The 23275-nt window shown below is 48.2% G+C and carries 18 protein-coding genes; 5 read left to right on the forward strand and 13 right to left on the reverse strand.

Annotated elements, in window-relative coordinates:
• The first annotated feature begins 17 nt into the window (after nt 1-17).
• Nucleotides 18-1583 carry an adenylate/guanylate cyclase domain-containing protein gene (locus tag AC0J20_RS18710; protein ID WP_473022903.1) on the forward strand — a complete coding sequence of 522 codons (1566 nt, stop codon included), beginning with the start codon at nt 18-20 and terminating at the stop codon, nt 1581-1583.
• Between the two features lie 14 nt (nt 1584-1597).
• On the opposite strand, the gene AC0J20_RS18715 is transcribed toward AC0J20_RS18710, so the two are convergent.
• The 10 genes from AC0J20_RS18715 to AC0J20_RS18760 form a co-directional block, all read right to left on the reverse strand.
• Nucleotides 1598-4813 (reverse strand): two-component regulator propeller domain-containing protein, encoded by a 3216-nt coding sequence (locus tag AC0J20_RS18715; RefSeq protein ID WP_473022904.1) that lies wholly within the window; start codon nt 4811-4813, stop codon nt 1598-1600.
• A gap of 291 nt (nt 4814-5104) precedes the next feature.
• The gene (locus AC0J20_RS18720) at nt 5105-5482 is read right to left on the reverse strand and encodes a hypothetical protein (protein WP_229528277.1); all 378 of its coding nucleotides are present in this window, start codon (nt 5480-5482) and stop codon (nt 5105-5107) included.
• 111 nt (nt 5483-5593) lie between these two features.
• Complete coding sequence (gene gloA2, locus AC0J20_RS18725; protein WP_473022905.1) at nt 5594-5986, reverse strand: SMU1112c/YaeR family gloxylase I-like metalloprotein; 393 nt, start codon at nt 5984-5986, stop codon at nt 5594-5596.
• Nucleotides 5987-5990: 4 nt separating this feature from the next.
• Nucleotides 5991-6566, reverse strand: coding sequence for a glutathione S-transferase family protein (locus tag AC0J20_RS18730; RefSeq protein ID WP_229528275.1), 576 nt, complete (start codon nt 6564-6566; stop codon nt 5991-5993).
• A gap of 23 nt (nt 6567-6589) precedes the next feature.
• Nucleotides 6590-9730: an efflux RND transporter permease subunit gene (locus AC0J20_RS18735; protein WP_473022906.1), complete on the reverse strand. Its 3141-nt coding sequence runs from the start codon at nt 9728-9730 to the stop codon at nt 6590-6592.
• A gap of 1 nt (nt 9731) precedes the next feature.
• Nucleotides 9732-10826: an efflux RND transporter periplasmic adaptor subunit gene (locus AC0J20_RS18740; RefSeq protein WP_229528273.1), complete on the reverse strand. Its 1095-nt coding sequence runs from the start codon at nt 10824-10826 to the stop codon at nt 9732-9734.
• A gap of 206 nt (nt 10827-11032) precedes the next feature.
• Complete coding sequence (gene erpA / locus AC0J20_RS18745) at nt 11033-11377, reverse strand: iron-sulfur cluster insertion protein ErpA (RefSeq protein WP_473022907.1); 345 nt, start codon at nt 11375-11377, stop codon at nt 11033-11035.
• Between the two features lie 88 nt (nt 11378-11465).
• A complete protein-coding gene (locus AC0J20_RS18750) occupies nt 11466-11879 on the reverse strand; it encodes a DUF4112 domain-containing protein (protein ID WP_473022909.1) in 414 nt (137 codons plus the stop codon).
• A gap of 28 nt (nt 11880-11907) precedes the next feature.
• Nucleotides 11908-12831 carry a hypothetical protein gene (locus AC0J20_RS18755; RefSeq protein WP_473022910.1) on the reverse strand — a complete coding sequence of 308 codons (924 nt, stop codon included), beginning with the start codon at nt 12829-12831 and terminating at the stop codon, nt 11908-11910.
• The gene (locus AC0J20_RS18760; protein WP_473022911.1) at nt 12809-13522 is read right to left on the reverse strand and encodes a DUF6776 family protein; all 714 of its coding nucleotides are present in this window, start codon (nt 13520-13522) and stop codon (nt 12809-12811) included. Before AC0J20_RS18760 ends, AC0J20_RS18755 begins: the two co-directional genes overlap by 23 nt.
• Nucleotides 13523-13756: 234 nt before the next feature.
• Here AC0J20_RS18760 and AC0J20_RS18765 point away from each other — a divergent pair, with 234 nt between their 5' ends.
• Nucleotides 13757-15448 (forward strand): chloride channel protein, encoded by a 1692-nt coding sequence (locus AC0J20_RS18765; protein ID WP_229528888.1) that lies wholly within the window; start codon nt 13757-13759, stop codon nt 15446-15448.
• Between the two features lie 17 nt (nt 15449-15465).
• Nucleotides 15466-15894, forward strand: a complete 429-nt coding sequence (locus AC0J20_RS18770) for a CopD family protein (RefSeq protein ID WP_229528268.1) — start codon at nt 15466-15468, stop codon at nt 15892-15894.
• Nucleotides 15895-16038: 144 nt separating this feature from the next.
• Here AC0J20_RS18770 and AC0J20_RS18775 read toward each other — a convergent pair whose 3' ends face one another.
• Together AC0J20_RS18775 and AC0J20_RS18780 are read right to left on the reverse strand one after the other, a co-directional pair.
• Nucleotides 16039-19236, reverse strand: coding sequence for an efflux RND transporter permease subunit (locus AC0J20_RS18775; protein WP_473022912.1), 3198 nt, complete (start codon nt 19234-19236; stop codon nt 16039-16041).
• Nucleotides 19237-19251: 15 nt separating this feature from the next.
• Nucleotides 19252-20439 carry an efflux RND transporter periplasmic adaptor subunit gene (locus AC0J20_RS18780; protein ID WP_473022913.1) on the reverse strand — a complete coding sequence of 396 codons (1188 nt, stop codon included), beginning with the start codon at nt 20437-20439 and terminating at the stop codon, nt 19252-19254.
• Between the two features lie 124 nt (nt 20440-20563).
• Here AC0J20_RS18780 and AC0J20_RS18785 point away from each other — a divergent pair, with 124 nt between their 5' ends.
• Complete coding sequence (locus AC0J20_RS18785; protein WP_229528265.1) at nt 20564-21199, forward strand: TetR/AcrR family transcriptional regulator; 636 nt, start codon at nt 20564-20566, stop codon at nt 21197-21199.
• Here the strand turns inward: AC0J20_RS18785 and AC0J20_RS18790 are convergent.
• Nucleotides 21174-22100, reverse strand: coding sequence for an MBL fold metallo-hydrolase (locus tag AC0J20_RS18790; RefSeq protein WP_473022914.1), 927 nt, complete (start codon nt 22098-22100; stop codon nt 21174-21176). The two genes, AC0J20_RS18785 and AC0J20_RS18790, sit on opposite strands and share 26 nt — an antisense overlap.
• A 115-nt stretch (nt 22101-22215) precedes the next feature.
• On the opposite strand from AC0J20_RS18790, the gene AC0J20_RS18795 reads away from it, so the two are divergent.
• Nucleotides 22216-23058: a hypothetical protein gene (locus AC0J20_RS18795; RefSeq protein ID WP_473022915.1), complete on the forward strand. Its 843-nt coding sequence runs from the start codon at nt 22216-22218 to the stop codon at nt 23056-23058.
• The last annotated feature ends 217 nt before the right edge of the window (nt 23059-23275 follow it).

Below are 23275 nucleotides of genomic sequence, written 5' to 3' on the forward strand. Positions count from 1 at the left end.
TGGACGGGATAGTAACCATGACACGGGCATTTAAATTACAACAGCGAATAAAAAATGCCCTGATTGTACCGGTTATGCTGCTGACTTTTGCCAGTAGCCCACTCCTGATGTTATGGCTGTATTTTAATTTTTCCTGGCCCGGATTAGGGTTTGTTCTGATAAACAGTGTGTTTCCCATTTACACCCTTATCAATAATCAGCAACGACAGGTAGAAACCCGCTCCCGCCAAAACACGTTACTGCTGGTTATGCTGAGTAGTTTTGTGTTGCTGACCCTCTCTGTATCAAATCATTGGTTACACAATCTGTTACCCATAGCCGTGTCTTTTTTGCATCTTTGCCTGGTTTGGTTGTTAACCCGGGTATTACCTAAGTTGCGCTTGCAACTAACGGGTCTGGAGGAAGGTAATCAGTTTCCGGGTTTTGTGTTTGATGATCCCCAAGGCAACCCGATCACCCGAAAAGCAATGAGCCAGGGGCCAATACTATTTTATTTTTTCCGCGGTAACTGGTGCCCATTTTGTACGGCACAAATAGCCGTGCTGATGGCTCATTACAAACAAATTCAGGATGAAGGCATTCACCTGGCCTTTGTCAGTACTGAGCCCCATGAGGAAATGCAAAAGCTGGCGGCAAAATACGATGTGGCCTGTGATTACCTGGTAGATCGGGATTTCAGCTTTTCGTCAAAATATAAACTGGTGCACGAAGGCGGCTCGCTGGCCGGGCTGAGCCGTTTTGGCCAGGACACCTTGTTGCCTACCCTGGTGCTAATTGACCACGCGGATAAAATACTGATGTTACAGCGCAGTGATAATTTTCGCTTGCGTCCGGACCCTGACCACGTGCTGTCGCGCATACAGGGCTTGGGCAAAAATGCCTGGCTGGAAAAACTCATTCAGCAACGCACTCAGGAGCTCAGTGCAGAGAAAGAAAAGTCAGAGAAGATCATTCTCAACATATTGCCGGAACACACCGCAATTGAGCTGAAAGAAAAGGGCCATACTCAGGCCAGACATTACCAGTGCGCCACTTTGTTATTTTCTGATTTTGTCGGCTTTACCCGCATTGCCTCAGGGGTTTCGCCTCAGGTTTTGGTGGACTCTCTCAATGCCTATTTCGAGCGCTATGATCAGGCTGTCGGGGAACTGGGATTAGAAAAGATTAAAACCATAGGCGATGCCTACATGGTGGCGGGCGGGTTGCCCGTTCGCAGCGACGATCACGCACAAAAGTGCGTGCAGTTGGCGTTAAAAATGCTGGAGATAGGCGAAGAGTTGAAAGTCAGTAACCCCGCTAAGGGACTATGTGTATTTGATATTCGCATCGGCATTCACAGCGGTCCGGTAATGGCGGGCGTAGTTGGCAAGCGCAAGTTCAGTTACGACATCTGGGGCAATACTGTTAACCTGGCAGCCCGTATGGAAAGCGCCAGCGAGCCTGGCAGAATAAATATATCTCAGAACACCTTAAATCAGTTGGGCGATCAGGTTGCCGTTCAGTCACGCGGGGTCTTATCGGTGAAAAACCACGATCCACAACAAATGTATTTTCTGGCCCCTGCACAAGTAATCACAGCCTGAAAGTAACAATAAGCTTATTGGCCTTTTTTCGTGGGAGCAAAAAATGGTAATTCGATATAGCAGGTAAATCCCTCTCCTGGAGCGCTTTTTATGGATATTTTACCGCCCAGTACCTGCGAAACATAGTTGTAAACCAGGTGCATCCCCAGGCCTGAACCGCCTACCCCCAGGCGCGTAGTAAAAAAGGGTTCAAAGGCTTTTTTCTTCACTTCGGCGGTCATGCCAACACCGTCATCTCGATACTCGATAAACAGCATATTTGCTTGCTTTTTGGCACTGATAGTAATACTGCCCCGTTTGTTATTAGCAAAACCATGTAACACCGAATTATTGACCAGATTAGTAAATATCTGAAACAGTGCCCCAGGATAACTATCCAGCTTAATTCCATCCGGGCATTCAATGATGAGCTTGTGGCCTTTTTTTGAATACAAGGAATTCAGCGAACGCTGAATATCCTGAAGTAGCGTTTTAAGTTCAAATTCTCTGCGCTGTTCGCTGGTTTGATCCACTGCCACTTGTTTAAAACTGGCAGTTAATGCACAGGCCCGCTCCAGACTACTTAAAATGATCTTGTTGGATTCCCGCAGCTTATTAAGGTGCTTTTCCAAATCGCTGCGCTTCAGCCTGTTTTCACTGACTTTATTCTCCAACCAGCGACAATCATCATACAGTGCGGTAGCAGCGGTTAAAGCAATGCCCATTGGGGTGTTAATTTCGTGAGAAACCCCTGCCACCAGCCCCCCCAGAGAAGCCATTTTTTCCTGTTCGATGAAATCAGCCTGGGCTTTTTTCAGCTCCTGAGTGCGCTCCTCCACCAGACTTTCCAGCGCTCTCGCCCTGGCTTTGATCCATTGTGTGCGGATCCGAAAGCCACCGTAAAACAGTGAGATTGCCAGAAATATACACAGTCCGATAAACCAACCAGTTTGCCAGTATTGTGCCTTGATGTAGACGCTAAAGGTCAGATTCTGATTGCTTTTTTGACCGGTGCGATTGGTACCTTCCACCTGAAAAATATATTCTCCGGGCCAGAGATTACTGTAGCTGGCAATGCGGCGCGTGGCATCTACCTGCGTCCAGTTGCGATCATAACCCACTAGCTGGTACCGATACCGGTTTTTGTCCGGTGCTGACAAATCCAGTGCCGCAAACTCGATACTGAAGCGCCGTTGGCCCGGCTCTAAGGTCAAGCCATCCTGTGCCAGCCGTCCGCTATTGACTAATTCACCGTCAATCCACAATTCAGAAGCCACAACAGCAGGCTGATAACCCCATAATGAATAGCGCTCCGGCTTCACCATCATCAGGCCCCGACTACCACCAAACAAAAACTCTCCATGCGATGTCCTGGTGTACGACCGAAACCAGTTGGTACCAATATCGACACCATCCGCTCTTTGCAATGGCGTCATTCTCGCTAATTCTGGTTCATAGACATGAGTAGGGCTCCAGATCCTACCCAACTTGTCTTCCAGCAAATTTGCGCCCATAGGGCGGCCACCAAAGCCGGCTTTTTCACTGTGGTTTTCCAGCCGGGCGATCCCGACGTCATCAAATATAGCAAGATGAAGACCTGCTGGCGTATCCAGCCACAAGCGTTTCTGGCTGTCGTATAACAAGCCGACAATACTAATGGTATTGAGTAGTCGGCCGTTTGCATCTTGCCCATCAACCGCTACCAGGTATTCTGTCCCCGGTTTCACCACGTACAATCCCGTTGCCCCTGTGGCTACCAGTAATTGTCCGTTTTCCTGTTCGTGAAGGGCGTTAATGCCATCCCGCATGACATTACCATCCTGCATAGGGTAACGAATAAACTGATCAGTATCTGGCTGCCAATAAATTAATCCTGAATTGGTGCCCACCCATACTCCGCCATTAACAGAAGGTCGTATCGCCCGAATGTTGACTCTGGGCAATCCTTGTTTTTGGGTATATAAGAAAAACTCGTCACTGAACGGGTTATATCGATACAGCTGTCCCGGATTAACCCCCACCCAAATTTCACCATTGGACATTTCTGCCATTGCCGTTATCCAGCCAGATTGCAATTTACCGGCAACATTGATTTCCGGTTTATGGCTGCCAACTACCCCTTGCCCGGACTTAACAACATTGATTCCACCACCGCGAGTACCCACCCAAATATCGCCAGAGGACAATGCCAGGACACTACTGACATTAGGTTCAGTGAGGGCATTTTCAGTCAGTAAGCTAAATCTCAGGGTTTTAACCCAGTCCTGGTCACCTAACACCCGCTGTACACCACCCCCATAACCGCCAATCCACACTAAGCCAGAGCGGTCTTTGAGCATGGTGCGGATATCATTGTTAGCCAGACTGAAACTGTCGGACGGATCGTGAATACTGCGAGACAACCAGCGCCCATCTTTGATAGCGATTCGGTCTATTCCACCAAATCGCGCGGCCCAGATTTCCTTATCATCCTTTTGAAAAATATCGTAAATAGTGCTCTTTTGATACTCTTCTGGCTGTTCTGCCAGCGCCTGTAATAAAAGTCCACTGTCGGGATCGAAGCGCCATAATCCAGAAGCATTACTACCAATCCAGATTTGCCCCATATCATCTTCAAACAGTGTTCTGATATAGAGATTTTTAACATCCGCATTGTTGGCGGTTACCCGCTCAAAAACATTGTTCGCTCTGGAATAACGCGCCAGTCCAGCGCGGGTCCCCACCCAAATTTCACCGTTTTTGTCTCGTAATAATGCACGAATTCCATTGTGAGGAATGCCATGTTCAACCGTATAATGAGCCAGCAGTTCTCCCTGAAGTGTCGCCAGGAAAAGCCCGGTATTAGTGGCTAACCAAATCTGATCTTGTTGATCCCGTAAAATTTGAGCGACACTGGAAAGGTCCGGGTTTTCCAAAAGAAACTGCTCGCTAAATAATCGGGTAAAGCCCTCTGATTCGGGATTATAAATGGACACGCCGCCGGGCTCGGTAGATAACCATACCGTACCATCATCAAAGACATTGATGTTGCGCACGAAATTGCCTCCAATGGAGGTGTTGTCATAGGCATTGTGCGAATATAACTTGTAGCGGTAGCCATCGTAACGCACTACTCCGGCAGCGGTAGCGATCCACAGAAACCCTTGTTTATCCTGCGCAATATCGGTTACCACGTTGTCCGGGATGAGCTCAGCATTGCCGATACTTTCGAAGAACATTTGTGCCTGACTTTGTACAGAACAAAACAGCACAACCGGACACCAGACAACGGACCGCATTATTCCGCTATATATATCACACGCCAACCTGAGCGCACTACGCATGTGCATTTAGAATTCCACAATCACCTGTCTAAATCTAATCATAGATAGCCTGACAGAACGCGTCAAAAACAATTGTGGTGTAGGAACCTATAGCAAACGAGGTATATCGGGGTGTAATAATGCAAACTCCAGGTCGGATAACGTACCAAAGCAGATTTGTTGATACACATTGTTTTGGTATTACATCAAAGTGTAAATAAACTCATCCGGGCCTCAGGCTCAACGTTTAGCAATTATCTCCTGCGCTTTTTGAACAACATCATTGAGATCTTTCACCGTCATGGTCTCTTCTGTTTCATACCTCAATCTGGCGATACGCATCAAATCACAGGATTCTGTGTAGGCTTTTCTGCGTGAAGCAGGACTTAAAAAAGTGAGAGTGACAGCAAGTACGCCTGACAATAAGGTGTAAGTGGTGATCAGATTGGAATCTTCTGTAGTGCCAGCAGTTCCTTTTGTGGTAGCCAGGAATGCAAGGATCGTAGCAGCCAGCCCAAGAAAGTAGTGAGCCGAACTCCATATCCTTTCGTACACTTTCCATTCTTTCTGCAATTTTTTGTATTTATCTGGTACGACCCTGTCAGTATTGGCATCCACTGAATTCATCTCCGCGTTGAGCATACTATTCAGTATATTGCAGAGTGATTTAAACCACATTCTTTTAGCAACTATTTTTTACCGAAACACGGGTCTTAAGTTTCAATTATCCTAGGGTCTTTTGAGTTCATATAGTTCAAGCGGCAAACCATCAGGGTCCTGAAAAAAGGTAAAACTGGCGCCGGTATAGGGGTCAATCCTGACCGGCTCTACCTCAATATCCCGCTGCTTAAGGTGACGGATACTGTCCTGCAGGCTTTCTGTTCTGAAACTTATGTGTCGCAAACCACAGGCTTCCGGCTGAGACGGTCGCTCGGGTGGTTCAGGAAAGGAAAACAGTTCGATTTGGGTACCATCGGGCAATAACAGATCCAGTTTGTAGCTATCGCGTTCTGCCCGGTAATTCTCAGCAATGACACGCAATCCCAACACTTCAGTATAGAAGTGTTTAGAACGGCCATAATCTGAACAGATTATGGCCACGTGATGCATGCCGGAAAGCACAGCTTCACTCCCGGGGATCGGTAGACGAAGCTTCGATTCGCGCTTTGTGCTGGCTCATAAACCCCAGTAAGGCGGGATAACTGGCCAGTTCGTGCAGTTGTCTGAAAGCCGTCCAGTCCAACAGGCAAAACAGGCAGATTTCAGGGTATTCCCAATGTTCAAAAGCCCCCTGTTCTACGGCATTATTGAGATGTGAAAAGGCGTGACTGACGCGTTCATCCTGCAACCTGAAATATAATTTGTCATCGTCGGACTCGATATCGGAACGCTGTAACAATAACAGTTGCACCAGCGAGTCATTGATAGAGTCGATAACCGTCAGCAAATTTTCCTGATTCCAGGTTAATGCCGGTAAACTGTATTTTTCCACCAGGTACCGAAAAATCACCCGGGAGTCGTAAATGACATCGTCGCCATCTTCCAGCATAGGAATTTTTAACGTCGGGTTTTTTGACATCAGGTAATCGCGGTCTTTGCCGGAGAAAATCTGCATGTTGACAAAGTCATGCTCAACATTGGCCAACAACATACGAATCCGACGCACATAAGGTGACGTGGTGGAGCCATAAAGCTTTAACATGAAAATTCCTTCTGTGTTATGTGTTATTTTGCGACCTGAGGCACTGGCTCAGACGTATTTTCAGCATAGGATACACTTTGCTTGCGCAAGTCTCGTTTAACTTTTAAGGCTAACAAGCAAGGCGTCAATACTAATGTTAATAGTGTAGCAAATGCCAGACCTCCTGCTACTGCCGTAGCCAATTGCGACCACCATTGCGTAGAAGGCCCGCCCAACTCAATGTTGCGGCCGATGACATCGATATTCACCTCCAACACCATAGGTAACAGGCCTAAAATCGTGGTCACCGTGGTCATCAATACCGGTCTGAGACGCTGCGCGCCGGTGCGCAAAATGGCCTCCATCGCCGGTATTCCTTCACGCCGCAGAATATTGTAGGTGTCGATGAGTACAATATTATTGTTTACTACAATCCCCGCCAATGAAATAACCCCAATGCCTGACATCACAATACCAAACGGTTTTTGCACAATGGCCAACCCTAAGAACACTCCCACCGTGGAAAACAGCACCGCACTTAAAATCAAAAAGGCCTGATAGAAACTGTTGAACTGGGTAACCAGAATGATGGCCATTACAAACAGTGCCACTAAAAAGGCATTGCCCAAAAAGTCCTGTGATTCCTGTTGCTGCTCATTTTGGCCCTTTATGGTAATTTCAACATCAGGATGAATATCCAAATCCGGCAGTTGCTCCTGCAACCTGGGTAATTCGTGATCCAGCAAAATACCCGGTACCATATTGGCTTCAACCCGAATAACTCTTCGGCTATCAATATGTCGGATAAGATCGGTTTTGGGTTGTGCTTTACGCTCTACAAAATTTGAAATCGGCACCAGTCCCGAAGCGGTTTTTACCCGTAACTCATCCAGTTTGCCGATAAAGCGGTCTTCTTCCGGGAAGCGCACGCGAATGTCTATTTCATCATCGACATCATCAGGGCGATATTCGCCAATTTTTAATCCGGCCGTCACAAACTGTACAGTGTTACCCACCAGGGTAGCATCCGCTCCAAACCGGGCGGCATCGCTGCGGTCCACTTTGAGCATCCATTCCAGTCCGGGTTTTGTGGCAGTATCACTGACCGCGGTAAAACTCTCGTTGGCATCCAGGGCCCGGCGAATTTTCAGTGCCGCTTCATCCAGCAACTCCGGATACCGGGAAGCTAACTGAATTTGCAAATCTTTACCGCTTTGTGGACCATTCTGATCTGGTGATATTTCCAGATCCAGCCCAGGTAAATCCCGAAGACGCTGTTGTACTTCTTTCAGAATCTCATCGGAATGACGACGATATTGCCAGTCCACCAGATTCAGACGCAGGTAGCCCACCTGATCGCCGCCGGTACGGGCGTAAAGGGTTTCCACTTCGTCTAAATCCAGTAAGCGATTTTCCACTTTGCGCACCACCGCATCTTTTTCATAGATAGATAAGTCACCATGAGAGCGCACATTAATGTTAATACCAGGGCTGTCGACATGAGGGAAAAACTCAACCCCAAGTCCGGAAACCCCGTAGGCGGTATAAGACAATACCGCAATAACGATAGCCGACAGCAGCACTTTCCACGGGTGATAGATCAGTTTATCCAATACTCGCACATATTTTCCGGTAAAGCCGGTCAGGGTGCGAATGTCCCCTTCTTCAGCCTGAATCATTTGCGCCTTGGCCTGCGGCGTAATATAACGCGGCTTGCCGATGATAGTGCCCAGCGTCGGCACAAATATCAGTGCCATCAGCAACGAGGCAGAAAGTGTGGCAATCAGCGTAAAAGGCAAATACTTCATAAACTCGCCCATCATGCCGGGCCAGAACATCAGTGGCGCAAATGCCGCCAGGGTGGTCGCCGTTGAGGCAATAATCGGCCAGGCCATTCGCTGTGCAGCTCCTGCATAGGCCTGTTTGCGATCAACCCCTTCGCTCATTAACCGGTCAGCGTATTCTGTCACCACGATGGCACCGTCCACCAACATGCCTACCGCCATAATTAATGAGAACAGCACCACCATATTCAGGGTGTAGCCAAACAGGGAAATTAACAAAATGCCGGTTAAAAATGAGCCGGGGATGGCGATGCCCACCAGTGCCGCCGTGCGCAAACCTAAAATAGCGACAATGACAATCGCCACCAGTAATACGGCTGTGCTGACATTGTTTTGCAGATCGCTGAGCATCAACAAAACATCTTTCGTCTGATCTCCGGTGTAGGCCACCTGCACACTGTTAGGCCACAAGGGCATTTGTTGGGCAGCCGAGATCAGGGTTTTAACCTTTGCCACGGTATCAATAATGTTCTCGCCAGGACGCTTTTTGACTTCCAGCGACACCGATGATTTACCATTGACCCGGGCAAAACTGTTGGCATCTTTATACGCGCGGCGAATGGTGGCAACATCCTGAAAGGTAATAACCCGGTCGCCTTCCACTTTTACAGGCTGCTCAAAAATGTCTTTCACCGATTCAAATACCGAAGGAACTTTAACGGCAAAACTACCGGCACCGGTGTCCAGAGTACCGGCAGGTACCAGTCGGTTGTTGCGGGATAACAGATTGAGTATGTCGTTTTGATCCAGTCCATAGCTTTCCAGAAGCAGCGGATCGACGATGATCTCCACCTGGTCTTCCCGCTGGCCACCCACTTCTACTTCTAATACTTCTTTGATGCCTTCCAGGCGATTCTTCAACTCGCGAGCCAGGCTGATCAGGGCCCGTTCACTGACCTCACCCGATAACACCACGGTCACCACCGGCTGTTCGCCGGCCATCGTGACTTCGTGAATAGTGGGTTCTTCAGAATCTGAAGGCAGTTTCCCTCTGGCCACCGTCACCTTGTCGCGGACATCCGCCAGTGCCACTTTAGAGTCAGTACCGGCCAAGAACTCCAGGGTAATACTGGCGTGTCCTTCTCCGGCGTTGGCCGTCATTTCCTTCACCCCTTCAATGGAACGCAGCTCCTTTTCCATCGGTTTGACCAACATCCGCTCTGCATCTTCAGGAGAAATACCGTCGTGTACAATAGAGACGTAGATAAAGGGGATCGGTACATCGGGATTCGATTCTTTAGGAATATTGATGTAAGTCACCGTGCCGGAAATCAGCAACAACAAAAAGATCATCAGCACCGTGCGGGTGCGGGTCAGTAATGAAGAAATAATACTGCGCATGTTATTTCACCTGTACGATATCGGAAGCTCGCACCACTTCTACTTTGTCGCCATCGCGCACAAAGCCCTGACCAAGCGTGATGATATCCGCCTGATGACCTAAACCGCTCAACCAAACGCCTTCGTTATCACTTTTCACCATATTGATAGGCACAAAATGCACTGTGTCGTCAGCATCTACGGTTTTAACCCCCAGCTCGCCACGCTCATCTAATGACATCACGGCTGGTGTAACTCTGACGGCAAGCGTTTCTTCCAGCGGGATAACCAGTTGTGTGCTCATACCGGCCAGATATTGTCCTTCCGGATTTGGCACAGCAACTTCAATCTTAAAGGTATTGGTGCCCTCATTGGACACACTGGCAATGTAACGCACCTGCCCCGATACCTGACGACCGGAAACCAGACGCGCCTGGGCTGATTGCCCTTTGCGTAACGCCGCAATGTCATTTTCGGTGACATCGGCACGTATTACTAACGGATCTAAATCCACCAAAGTGGCCAGCGGATCACCCACTTTGACGTAATCACCTACCTCAACAGCGTGGGTATTCAATACACCGGCATAAGGGGCCTTAACTTCAGTATTTTGCAACATGATTTGCAGTGCAATCAGTTGCGATTTGGCCGACTCCAGATTGGCAAGCGACTGGGCAATCGTCACTTCCGACTGCAGACCTTTTTGTTTCAGAGACTCTGCACCCTGCAGTTCTAACTCCCGTTGCTTCACCGTCGCCTGTGCGGAACGAACCTGCTGTTTAAGGTCTTTTTCATCCAACCGGAATAACAGTTGTCCGGCGCTGACACTGGCCCCTTCCGACGCCAAAATCTCCGTTACCTGGGCCGCAACCTCGGCCCTTAACGTGGCCATGCGGTCTGGCTCGGTGCGGCCATAAATGGACACTTCTTTATTCACGTTGTCTGCTACAAAGGTGGTTACTTCTACCTTTTGTAGCAACGCATCCTGTTTCTCTTTAACGGGCCCTTCGGTTTGACCTGAAACCATGCCGGAGGCGATCCACAGCACCAGAAACAGGCTTATGATTAGTGCAATCCAGACAGGTTGTTGACGAAAACGTGTAATTAAGCGAGACATGTACATTCCTTGCGAATAAAAACAGGTGACACACATCACCCCGAGCGATGGCAGGCGATGTTCCAGAGCAGGTAATATATTAAGACAAATGACCAGAAAAACTATCTAAAATTGGTCAATTAGCTGACTAAAATGTGTCAAATCGCTACTACAGGCCGTGCTGGTAACAATTTGTCAGAAATGGACAGATGATATGGAATGGCAGATCAGATACTAAAGGAAGAACCACAACCACAGGTGGTCTCAGCATTGGGGTTATCCACCAGAAAACGGGCGCCTTGCAAACCTTCCGTGTAATCTACCGTTCCCCCCATCAGATATTGCAGGCTCATCGGGTCGACCACCAAAGAAACCGATTCTTTCTCAATCACCATGTCGCCGTCGTTGACCTTTTCATCAAAAGTAAAGCCGTACTGGAAGCCAGAACAGCCACCACCGGTCACGTAAACACGCAACTTAAGCTCAGGATTTTCTTCTTCTTCGATCAGGCTTTTGACTTTTAAAGCGGCTGCATCAGAAAAATTAATCGGAAACTCAGAAGTGGCTGACATTAATACCTCGGAAAAAACAACAACAAAACGCATTTAATGACAAATGCAAAGCGTGGCGAATTATCTAATACCTGAGTAAACCAGTCAACTATTGCTGCGTTTCTTGCCAGGCATCCAGTTTTGCCTGCGTCTGCTGCTTTAAATCAACCTGATGCTGAGCCAGCCACCAGCGTTCCATAATACGCACATTGCGCTTATTGGCTTTGTAAAATAAATCCACGATATCACCCACCACAGGAATAAAGCCAAAGGCGAAATCCAACAAACTGTTGCGTACCATCTTGCGTTGCAACGCTTTAGGCATACCCAGTTTGCGCCCCAGATAGACAATTCTCAGCGCCACAAAAGTCATGACAGCATCACCTATCCCCGGGATAAGGCCTATCAGAAAATCCAACCCCACATTGATGCCGATTCCCGGAATGCGAATTGCTGTGTCAGTAACATTTGCCAGACGCTGTGCTGCGAGTAGTTCCTGAGGAGCTTTGATTTCTTGTTTCATCGGGTGACCCACCTGTAACTCATTGACTTTAGTTAGTCGCAAAATGTTGTTGCCAATGATAGTTAAAAGCCGGACGCAATGACGGATGATAGCCAATCACCTCAAAGTTGAGGTCGCGAAATTCGCGATTAACGTCGGCACTTTGCTGAATACCGAACAAGATCTTGTTAAGATTTTCGGCAATATTCTGGCCCAACACGGACTTTTCGCATAGCAGGCGATTACCTGCCACCACGTTATCCGCCAGTTCTCGTGTTTGATAGACACTCAACTTCATGGCCAGTTTAGATTCAATCTTGCTGATCTCCTGCTGACCGGACCCCACAAAGGCAAAATCAATGCGTCCCTTCTTGAGCAGTTCTGCACTTAACATACCCACATCCCGCTCACCGGCATCCAGAGTAAATACCTGTTGCTGACTATCGGAATACTGCTCTACAACGGATGTCCACATATTTGTCACACCATTAAACAAGGCGGTGCTTTTTCCGGCCTGCATCAGTGTCGCCACGGATATCATGTCGTTTTCCAGCCAGGCGTCCAGGCTCCCCTGCTTTGCCACGATAGGGTAAGGTAATAATACCGTTGTCGGTTCGGTGAATACTCCCGATGTCTCCCGATCAACATTGTGCGTGGCGCCATAGAAACAATAGGCTTGTTGCGGGTCCCGATTGTGCTTTATCAGATGCCAGTTGCGTTTTAGTGGATAGGACTCAAATTGATGTTCATATTCGGGCAACCGGTCTGCCAGCCAACGCATAAATTGCAACTCCGGCCCGGCAACGATTCTGGTGCCGACCACCACCACGCCATAGGACTTGGGGCGCAACCAAATCATGGTTGGTTTGGCCCATGCAGCAAAAGTACTCGTCCCCAGGAAGAGCAATAAAAACATCGGCAGCAGGATGTTTTGCCTGTTGCTGTTGAAGTTATTCACTGATTGCTGACTCATTGAGTTGCCATTCGAAGGTGCGCTTCAAATAATCGCTGCCCCACTTCTTGTCCTTCAGATAAGACTCCACCACAATAAGCTCGGGTGCAAAGTCATCAGGAATAGAAAACTCGCCTTTGAGTACTTCAAAATAACGAAAACTAAATTCCATATCATCGGAATTCTCGGTCATGCTGTCAGTTAACTGAATCTCACTGGGCTTGCCGGCGTGACTGCCCACCAGGCTTATCTTTACCCTGCCTTTAACCGTTGTGCGATGCCGATCTTGTTGCATCAGGATCATGGCGTATCGAAAAAAGCCATCGCTGGCCGTAGGCTCGACATTAAATGAATCAATAACAAAGCCATCCTGTTCCAGCTCAGGAGCCATCACTTTTTGATAGAAACTCAACTCGCGGCGCAATTCATTTTCGGTGCTCATTTGCTGCTGAAAGCGCTTGCGATTTTCTTCTGCCGCCAGGCGGGCTACTTCTAAATCGACCCCCAATATATTGATATCTCGTGTTAAGCGATCGTTTTCAGTAACCAGGTTATTGATGGACTGGTTTAGGGTTTGAATCTCTTCCTGTTGCTGCTCGTGTTTCAGCCCTGACCAGGTATAGCCCAACCAACCTGACAAAAACATCACGGCAATCAGCGCCAAATAGAAGCGAAAAGCGCCCAGTCGCGCTTTGAGGTGGTTTAGCTGCACCGGCAATAAGTCCCGATAAAAATGCACATGCGGCTATTATAAACACACCCGAAACAGCGATAAAGGGCTTATTCAATTCACATCAGACCACAAAAATAGAATTTATTCATATACTTGCGTTCTATCTGGTATCGCCTATTGCTATGATATGTGATACCAATATTACTCAACGAAGTCAGTGGAAACCCTTTTGCAAAAGTCCAGCCCATGCCGGTAAAAGTCCTGCTCCGAGCCATGAAAAAGCGCCTTTCTTTGGCGTCATGGCGTGTGGCACTGTCTTATCCGCGCACGTCTCTGCAGTTAAGTTTATTGGGCGTGTTGGCGGGGGTCAGCTCTGCCACCTTAATTATTCTGTTTCGCCTTAGTTATGAAAGCCTGCAATTGTTGTGGCTGGACGAAGTCGATAACTTTTCTTCTATTGAGCCAGAAATGCGCTTGCTAATCCCGATAGTTGGCGCGTTGTTTATCTATTTATTCGCCAGGTTAACGCGCTTTAAACACTATCGCACCGGCATTCCATACGTCATTTATCGGGTCAAAAACCACAACGGCCTGATGCCATTTAAAAATACCTTAAATCAGTTTTTTGGTGGCATGGCGGCGCTGGCCAGTGGTTTTTCGGTGGGTCGTGAAGGACCTGCGGTACACCTTGGCGCAGGCGGCAGCAGTTTTATCGGCAACTGGCTAAAACTGCCTTACAACAGCATCAGGATCCTGACCGGTTGTGGTATCGCGGCGGGAATATCAGCGTCGTTTAACACCCCTTTTGCTGCGGTGTTGTTTGTTATGGAAGTGGTGCTAAGAGAATATAAAATCCACATTTTTATTCCCATCATGTTGTCTGCTGCCTGTGGCTCTGTGATGAGTCGACTGGTATTTGGCGATGATCACGAACTGGCGTTTTTAACCATCGCTGACTTTGACACCTGGATGTATCTTTATTTCATCGCCTTTGGCGCCTTGCTGGGCGGTATCTCAACCCTGTTTAATATGCAAATTATGAATGTTATTCGCTGGTTCAGACCCGTGAGTATGTTCTATCGCTTGTTACTGGCCGGAATCATTACCGGGTTAGTAGGCTGGTTCGTACCCAAAGCCATGGGCAGCGGATTTAGTGCCATACACTGGATTGTAACTGCACCTCAGGATATACAACTGTTAATGTACATTGTTGTGGCCAAATTTATTCTGACTATCTTTGCTATCGGTCTGGGTATCCCGGGCGGACTGATAGGTCCGGTACTGGGACTCGGCGCTTTGCTGGGTGCGATTCTAATGTATCCGTTGGGGTTGGCCTATGATGATCCCAGTCACCTTACCAGTAGTTTTGCCATATTGGGCATTGCCGCTTTTTTAACCTCGGTGGTTCACGCCCCGCTGGCCGCACTTTCGGCGGTAATGGAGCTGTCAAACTCCGTGGATGTAGTATTGCCTGCGATGCTGGTGATTGTGCCCTCCTATGTTACCGCCAATCAGTTTTTCAAAAATCGCTCCATTTTTATCAGTCAGTTGGACTATCAAAACCTGCCTTATTCAACGTCTTCCATTCGCTCCACCTTGCAAAAAGTGGGAGTTCTGGCACTGGTAGACAGAGAATACAAACTGTTCGTTGATGCTACCGACAAACACATACTGGATTTCCTCGATACGGCACCGACTCACCCGGTAGTGCAAAAATCAACCTACGAAATTGATGTGCAATATCATCTGGTACAATATGATTACAGCCTCAACAGAGAAGAAAACCCGTTGCGCTTCTTTCCCATGCAGGGGGTATCTTCGCAAGCGACCCTGGCGGAAGTCTATGAGATATTGCAAAACCGACGTGAAGGTGCAGTATACGTTCAGGGGGCAACACCGGCTTCTATTGTCGGCGTAATAACCTGGGATGCGGTGCGCAGTTATCTATACCGCAAAGAGTATTAACGCAAAAGGACATCAATATGACCATACTCTGGCTCAAAGCCTTGCACATATTTTTTATGGTAGCCTGGATGGCGGGTATCTTTTACCTACCGCGCTTGTTTGTCTATCACTCACAAACCGATTCCAAAGAAATCAGCAATCAATTCAACGTTATGGCACGACGCCTGTGGTGGTTTGTGCTGCCATTCGCCATATTGACCCTGGTGTTTGGTGTAGCTCTGATCTACAACTACGGCAGTAGCTGGCTGGCGGCGTCAGGCTGGCTGCACGCCAAACTGACACTGGTTCTGTTTGTATATGGCTACTACGGTTATCTCTATGTACTGATGCAACGATTTGCCAGAAATGAAAATCGCCATAGTCCGAGGTTTTATCGATTTATCAATGAGGCACCGGTTTTAATTTTTCTGGCCATCATTGTTTTGGCGGTAGTAAAGCCCTTTTGACAAATACTGACTGGAACAAAGTTGAGAAACTAAACAATGCCGCCGGAAAATGGGCTCACCCCGGTTACAGGCAACCGGAAATGAGCAACCTGATTTGAGTAGCCCACTTTCCCGCAAGGCGGCTTTTTAACTGTCGACCAGTATCTAACTCACTACCGCAGGTGACGCGGAGCCGGTTGACGGTTTCGCCTGATAACCTTGTAATTTTGCTGCTTTGCGCCGATTGATCGCGGCAACAACCACAGGTGTAAAGATCAGGGATAAAACCACGGAAAACCCCACGCCTCCGGCCAGCACCACAGCAAGTGGTGGCCAGAATGTGCCTTCACTAAATAACAACAAAGGAATAAATCCCCCCACCGTGGTCACAGTAGTCGACAAGATATGTCGGCTACAACTCATGGTGGCAGTCACAATCGCTTCAGTATCTCCCAGCCTCGCCCGCTCATCGGCATTGATGGCAGCGATCACCACAATGGAACCATTGATTGCCACACCGATCAAACCGGCACTGCCCAAAATTGGATTAAAGCCCACGGGTAATCCGGATATCCATAAACTCAGCATTCCCAACCCAACAGATAGTCCGGCTACTGCGCCAATGACACCGGCCAGTTTAAAACTATTGAACGACAAAATCAGGGTCGCCAGCATCAACACCAACAGTACCGGCGCATATGTTGCCAGTTGTCCTAACGCCTCCTGCTGCTTGTCGGCATCGCCTTTCATTTTCAGGCTGTAGCCTTGCGGCAGTTGTATACGCCCGTCATTTAGCAGACGGTACAGATGATTGGAAACATCAATGGCCGTAGCATTTGGCAATAAAAACGCCTCAACGTGATTCACTCTCACCCCGTCATTGCGGGTGATGCCTGATAAAGTGGGCACCATATCAAAATCCCCCAATGCCGCCAGCGGCACCCATTGCTGTGCTTCAGCTAAGCGGGTGTTGACTACCGGCAAACTGGCCAATTGCTCTACACTGGCCCGTTCCTGTTGACCCAGCCGGATGCGAATGGGGATCTCTTCGGTTCCTTCCAGAATCGAGCCACCGGTTGCGCCATCCAGCGCCGCCCGCAACTGTGCGGACACATCCGCGTAACTCAATCCGGCCAACTGCGTTTCGTCATAATTGGCGTTTAAGATCAATTCCGGCTCACCGGTTTCAATAGAGGCAATGCTTTGGGTAATGCCCGGAATTTCAGACATCGCCAGGCGAACCTGTTCGCCCAGTTGCTGCAACACCTGTAAATCCGGGCCAAATATATCAACACCAATAGGCGCTGAAATAGGGGGGCCCTGACCGAACGGACGCACCACTATTTGTGCTTCCGGGAAACTGGCGTTCAGTTCTGATTGCAACTCTGATACCAGCGAAGCCGCGGCGTCAACACTGGCAGCAGAGACGACAGCCTGCGCAAAAAACGGCGTGTTGTCACGCGTCATTACCTGATTGTAGTAAACCGAAGGCACAGATCCGCCCACCAACCAGGCCACCTGGGTGACACTGTCTTTTGCCCGCACTTTGTCATCGATGTTTCGGGTAACAAAGAAGGTACGCTCGATACTGGTGCCAGCCGGCATCCACAGATACATTTCAAATTGATCCCGGTCAGCGCTGGGGAAAAACACATTTCCTAATTGTCCCGCCAGTACAAACCCCAACACAGGTAGCCCTAGCGGCAACCACAAAATGCGCACAGGATTATTCACTGCCCAATGTAGTTTTCGTTTAAACAACTGAGTTACCAGCGGCAACTGCACACCAGATTTATACCAGCGCGCCTGTTCGGATTGACTTTTACGGGGTAAATAACGGGCCGCCAATGCTGCAATCAGGGTCAGGGAAATAAACAACGACCCAATCAAGGCCATCACCACACTGATGGCAATAGGCCCCACAAAATCACCAATATTACCCGGCAACAGGAATATTGGCATAAAGCCTAAAATCGTGGTCAGGGTTGAGGCTAACAAGGGTACAAAAAGATGACGCAAGCTTTGCACCAGCGCATCCATTCGGGACATCGCTTTGTCCTGCAAATTGGCTCTGATCTCGTCCGTCATAACGATAGCATTGTCAATTAATAAGCCAATGGCGACTATGATGCCAAATATCGACATCTGATGAATTTGCTGGCCGTAAAAAGACAGCGAAAAAATCGCAAAGGCGGCAGATAGAGGTAAAGACAAGCCGACAATCCAGGCGGCTCTTTGCCCCATAAACAGCAGCACCACAACCATCACCACCAGACTCCCTAACAACAGGTTTTGGGTCAGGTCGGCGAGTCGCTGTTCTGTATAAATATTTTGATCAAAAACAATCTTGGTATCCAGCGTACCGGCATATTCCCGCTCAAAATCAGCCACCACGGATTTGGCATTGGCCATCCATTTATCCACTCTCACGGTAGTCTGCATACGGGCCGCTACAAAAACGACCTGTTCACCATTGAGCAGGGCGATATCTTGCAGTGGCTGCCGCCAACTTCGCTCCACCTGAGCAATATCCCCCACCCGTAAATACCCACCGAAGGTGTGATTTTGCAATGGAATATCCCGCACTGATTCCAGAGTATCCAGTTCTTTAGCCACCTGCACTCTGAGATTCGTTTCGCTGTTGCGCACCACCCCGGCCGGTGATTTTGGATCATTGGCAGCTACGATACTGGATGCCTGGGATAAGGTTAATCCGGCATTGGCTAATTGCAGTGCATCGATGCTCACCAGAATCTCCTCTTCCGGCTCACCGTAAATTCGTACAATTTCAGTACCTGGTACATTTCTCAGGCGGTCAGATAACTCTTCGGAAAGGCGCGCCACAATAGTCATATCTTGTAGCCCATCATCCGTCACTTCAGGATGCTTTGGCGCCAGTGCCACTTTTAAGGTAAACGCCGTCGCACCTCGCTTGGTATCCAGTTCCGGCTCACCGGCACCTTGCGGAAACTTCTGCGCCGCATCTGCGAGGCGGTCGCGGATCTCTGAAAATATCTGTTCGTTAGTCGTATTATCAACCCAGGCCTGTAATTCAATGTTTACCACCGAAATACCCGCTCTTGAGGTGGATTTTAACTCCTTGATTTCATCCAGTTGCCGCAGTTCATCTTCAATAACATCGCTCACCAGCGCCTCAACACGCTCAGCAGACGCACCAGGAAACGGGGTCAATGCGATCACATTGCGCAAATCAATGCGCGGATCTTCCAGGCGTGGAAGATTGACTAACGCAGAAACGCCGGCCACCAAAATAATGACGATACCGAGCAACAGCAGATGACCATTGCGGTAAAAAATACTGTACCAGGGCGATTTTTCAGTTTTGACAGAAAATTCAGACACAAGCCTACCTCCTGATTATAAACTGACGGTGGTCAGGGGTTTCGCCACTTCCGGAAATGGCACCTGTTTGGCATACACCTGTTGTTCTGGCACTAACTTTTGTCCACCGGTCAGAATCACATAATCCTGAGCGTTCAGTGCGCCGCTGACATAGGCATTGACTTCATCGGCATAAATGATACTGACAGCCTTAGTAATCAGTTGTTGTTCACCCTGGACGTCAGATACCGTGAACAAATTCCACATGCCCCTGATCCCATTGGTTAATGCTGTTTTAGGTACCCAATATCCCGCCAGTTGGGTTTCCACCGGCAACTTCAGGGTAAGCAAATCGCCCGGCAATAACATGGGTTGCGCAGTGTCGGCCTGGGTAATTTCAAAAATTGCGTCTACCGTGCGGGTACTGATAGTACGGGCGTTAGCTACGGATTTTAATCGGGCATTGATTTGCTGAGTGCCTTTAAACAGGGCATAGTTTTGGCCCTGCTTTAAGCGGAATACCTTATCTGCCGACATAGCCATCCGCACCTCTGTGCTGTTGTCCTGTTGCAAAGTAAACACCGTCATGCCCTGTCCGACTACGGAACCAGGATCGATCTGACGGGATAAAATCGTGCCATCAAACGGTGAATAGATTTTCGACTTGGTAAATTCCACTAACAAACTGTCTTTGCGCGCTTCCATTTCTCTTACCAGCGCACGGGCTGCTTCGGTGGCTTCGCGGGTTTCATCCAGGCGCTGCGACGATTCCAGCTTTTCGCTCACCAGGGTTGCAATGCGGTTTTCCGATAACTGTGCCAGTCTGGCATCAGCTTTAGCGCGGGCGATCCCGGCTTCGATTTCCTGCATTTGTGCAGTCAGTCTTTGGGTATCCAGTTCCGCCAACAGTTGCCCCTGCACAACCCGATCACCTTCGTCGACATTGGTCAGCAATAAGGTACCGCCCCGCTCGAAACCCAACCCGGCTTGTTTTGAAGCTTCCACGCGCCCCACAACTTTCACCATGCGGGTATAGGCTGTTTCGCGTGCCACTTTGATAACGTCAACATGCTGTGCAAAGGGCCGGTCTGGCGCATCTGGCACCTGCCCGGCACCTGCCGCTTTTAATAAGAAATACAAAAACAAAACCGGCACAATGACGAACAAAAAAACCACCAATCCCGGGCGACGGTTTGAAACCAGAGAGGAAAATGGACCTGACATAATAAACTCCAGTAAATAGCGAGCATTGCGATAAGACGGAAATAATACTAGACTGCTCAGTATGATAATTCAATTAAAATACTAGACTGTTTAGTTTGATAATTGTAAAAAAGTTGTATATCACATGAATAATCCGAAAAGATCACAAGCCGGTCGGCCTAAAAGCACAGAAAAGCAACGTCAGATTTTAATGTCTGCCAGTTGCCTGTTTTTACAGCAGGGATTTAGTGCTACTTCTATGGACAATGTAGCCAAAGAAGCGAATGTCTCTAAACAAACAGTATATTCTCATTTTAAAAACAAAGACGCCCTGTTCAGCGCGGTTATCGCCCACAAATGTCAGCAATATCAGATGGACGAAGAACATATAATGCAATGTCCGCGTTCGTTGCTGGAAGTGTTACACCTGGTCGGCGAACAGTTTGTTCGGTTACTCCATGACGAAGAGGTTATTGCCATGTACAGAGTGGTTATGGGAGAAGTAAGTGCCAACATACATGTGGCAGAACTGTTTTACGAAGCAGGCCCCAAAAGAGCCATGCTGATGCTGAAAGATTACCTGATTCGACAGCGGGAATTGCAGATCCCCGAGTCCCGTTTAAAACACCTGGTGATGATATTTTTTAATATGCTCAAGGGAGAGCATCACATGAAAAGCCTGATGGGCCTCCCCTGCGAGCTCAACGAAACTGAACAATTGGCATTTGTTAACCGCGTTGTCGAAGACTTTATGACTATTCTGCGCCATCAGAATGACTGAGAGGAATCGTTAACAACCGCTCCGCTATAATAACTTCTCCGTGGAATTGTTGTCTGATTAGGCGCAATGACTCGTTGAAATGTCGCTCACTGCGCTTCATAAAATGCGACAGCAAAAGTTTTTTGGGCTGCACCCGCTTTGCAATTTGGGCGATTTGAGTCGGAGACATATGCAGGTTTTGTGCTACCGGATGCGCATTGTCCGGGATTGCCATATGCAACATCAACAAATCAGCGCCTGTGGCAAATCCAGCCAGTTTCTGGGTTTTATCGGACATATCACCACTGTAAACCAGACGGCAATGACCCACATCGACTCGCCACGCCAGTGCCGGTACGGGACCGTGATGCACCGTTATAGCGGCGACCTGTCCCCATGAGAAGTCTTTGACAAATACCGCGTTTTCTCCCGGTTCAGTCGCATCCACGGCATGCAGTTGAAAGCGCTCCCGTCCTTTGTACAGATAATCCGACAAATAGGAAAATGCCCCGTTTTTACCAAAAAGACGTTGCACAAATTCTCTGGTGGCTGGCATCAGGTGGTTACCATCAGGACCAATGACATACAAATCCCGATTTCGTCCGGTAAAATAGGCACCTTTGACAAATGCAGGCAAATCCGCGCTGTGATCGGTATGCAGATGCGAAAACAAAACCGCATCTACAGTGGCAAAATCGGCGCCGCTGTCACCAAAACTGATGCTGGTGCCACTACCGGTGTCCAACAGTAATTTAGCCTGCCCATTCAGCCAAAGCTGATAACCCGATGAAGTCCGGCCATCGTCCAGCTCCGGTCCGCCGGCACCTAAGATCTGTAAATAAATGTCTTCGCGACACTGATCAGCAAGCGCATGTACGGGCAGTGCGACATGCAGCAACAACAGCAAAACAACAACTATCAATTTCATCTCCTTTTTTTGTCAGACCTGATGATTGCCACTGATATTGCGCAGTAAGTTGCTATTTTCTGGTTTATACCTAACACTACTTACATTCTTACCGAAACGCTATTCTCCTATGAATCAGCTAAAAGTATTTGTGCTGATCCTGTTTTTTTACACAGCTTTTAGCGCCAGTGCCACCCGAGATATCCGCTACCCCCGTCCTGAAGATGGGGTTGATAAGCGCCAGGACTTTGCCCTGCTTATTCTGGAAAAAATCCTGTCGCGCTATCAGGACAGTTACCAGCTGCTTGAATCAGACTACCCGGCGCAACAAGACCGTGCCTTGTTGTTGTTAAATGAACGTTTGCTGGATGTGGTCTGGACCGGTACCTCAAAGCACCGGGAAGCACATTATCGGGCCATCCGAATCCCCATCCAAAAAGGATTACTGGGTTGGCGCCTCTTTTTAATCAACAAAGACAACACCGAACTGCTTAAATCGGTAGACACTCCGCAACAACTGCGTCTGTTCAGTATTGGCCTGGGAGGCGGTTGGCCCGATGTCGGATTATTCAGCGACAATGGCTTCGTAGTCCATACAACCACATCTTATGACGCCCTGTTTCACATGCTGCAAAAACGTCGTTTCCAATTGTTTCCGCGCTCAGTGTTAGAGATCTGGGAAGAATATGACAACTATCAACAATTCGATATTGCCATCGAACCCAACGTGATCGTTCACTATCCCTACGCTAATTTTTTCTTTGTCAATCAACACGACGAAGCACTGGCAAAGGAAATTGAAAGTGGCTTTAAAGCCCTGATAGATTCAGGTGAGTACGAAGCTTTGTTCCAGTCAACTTATCGGGATACGTTGCAACAGGTTCGCTTTTCAGAGCGAAAAATATTGTCATTAAAGAATGGATTTTTTCAGGAACCTGACGATACAGAAAAAAAATATTATTTTAATCTTTGATTTAGGATGACGATTTTATATTCTTTGTTAACAAAATAATAAAAACAAGTAGAGCGTGTTGAACTTCACTGTACAAAATTTGTTCTAGATGTAAGCGTTTTAATCGAGGAACAGTCCTACAGGCCTGGTGGTGCTAAGTCAAAGGACTGTGACAAAGAGTAAAGCGCTTATATGACGAACCCTTCGGGCTTATATGACGAACCCTTCGGGCAGCGCC

This window comes from Planctobacterium sp. R6 (genome assembly GCF_055755215.1).

Bases quoted from the DNA above. Each gene is read 5' to 3' on its own strand.
- AC0J20_RS18710 (WP_473022903.1), top strand. From the start codon at position 18: ATGACACGGGCATTTAAATTACAACAGCGAATAAAAAATGCCCTGATT.
- AC0J20_RS18750 (WP_473022909.1), bottom strand. From the start codon at position 11,879: ATGAAACAAGAAATCAAAGCTCCTCAGGAACTACTCGCAGCACAGCGT.
- AC0J20_RS18755 (WP_473022910.1), bottom strand. From the start codon at position 12,831: ATGAGTCAGCAATCAGTGAATAACTTCAACAGCAACAGGCAAAACATC.
- AC0J20_RS18780 (WP_473022913.1), bottom strand. From the start codon at position 20,439: ATGTCAGGTCCATTTTCCTCTCTGGTTTCAAACCGTCGCCCGGGATTG.
- AC0J20_RS18735 (WP_473022906.1), bottom strand. From the start codon at position 9,730: ATGCGCAGTATTATTTCTTCATTACTGACCCGCACCCGCACGGTGCTG.
- erpA (WP_473022907.1), bottom strand. From the start codon at position 11,377: ATGTCAGCCACTTCTGAGTTTCCGATTAATTTTTCTGATGCAGCCGCT.
- AC0J20_RS18770 (WP_229528268.1), top strand. From the start codon at position 15,466: ATGACCATACTCTGGCTCAAAGCCTTGCACATATTTTTTATGGTAGCC.
- AC0J20_RS18730 (WP_229528275.1), bottom strand. From the start codon at position 6,566: ATGTTAAAGCTTTATGGCTCCACCACGTCACCTTATGTGCGTCGGATT.
- AC0J20_RS18740 (WP_229528273.1), bottom strand. From the start codon at position 10,826: ATGTCTCGCTTAATTACACGTTTTCGTCAACAACCTGTCTGGATTGCA.
- AC0J20_RS18795 (WP_473022915.1), top strand. From the start codon at position 22,216: ATGAATCAGCTAAAAGTATTTGTGCTGATCCTGTTTTTTTACACAGCT.
- AC0J20_RS18785 (WP_229528265.1), top strand. From the start codon at position 20,564: ATGAATAATCCGAAAAGATCACAAGCCGGTCGGCCTAAAAGCACAGAA.
- AC0J20_RS18765 (WP_229528888.1), top strand. From the start codon at position 13,757: ATGAAAAAGCGCCTTTCTTTGGCGTCATGGCGTGTGGCACTGTCTTAT.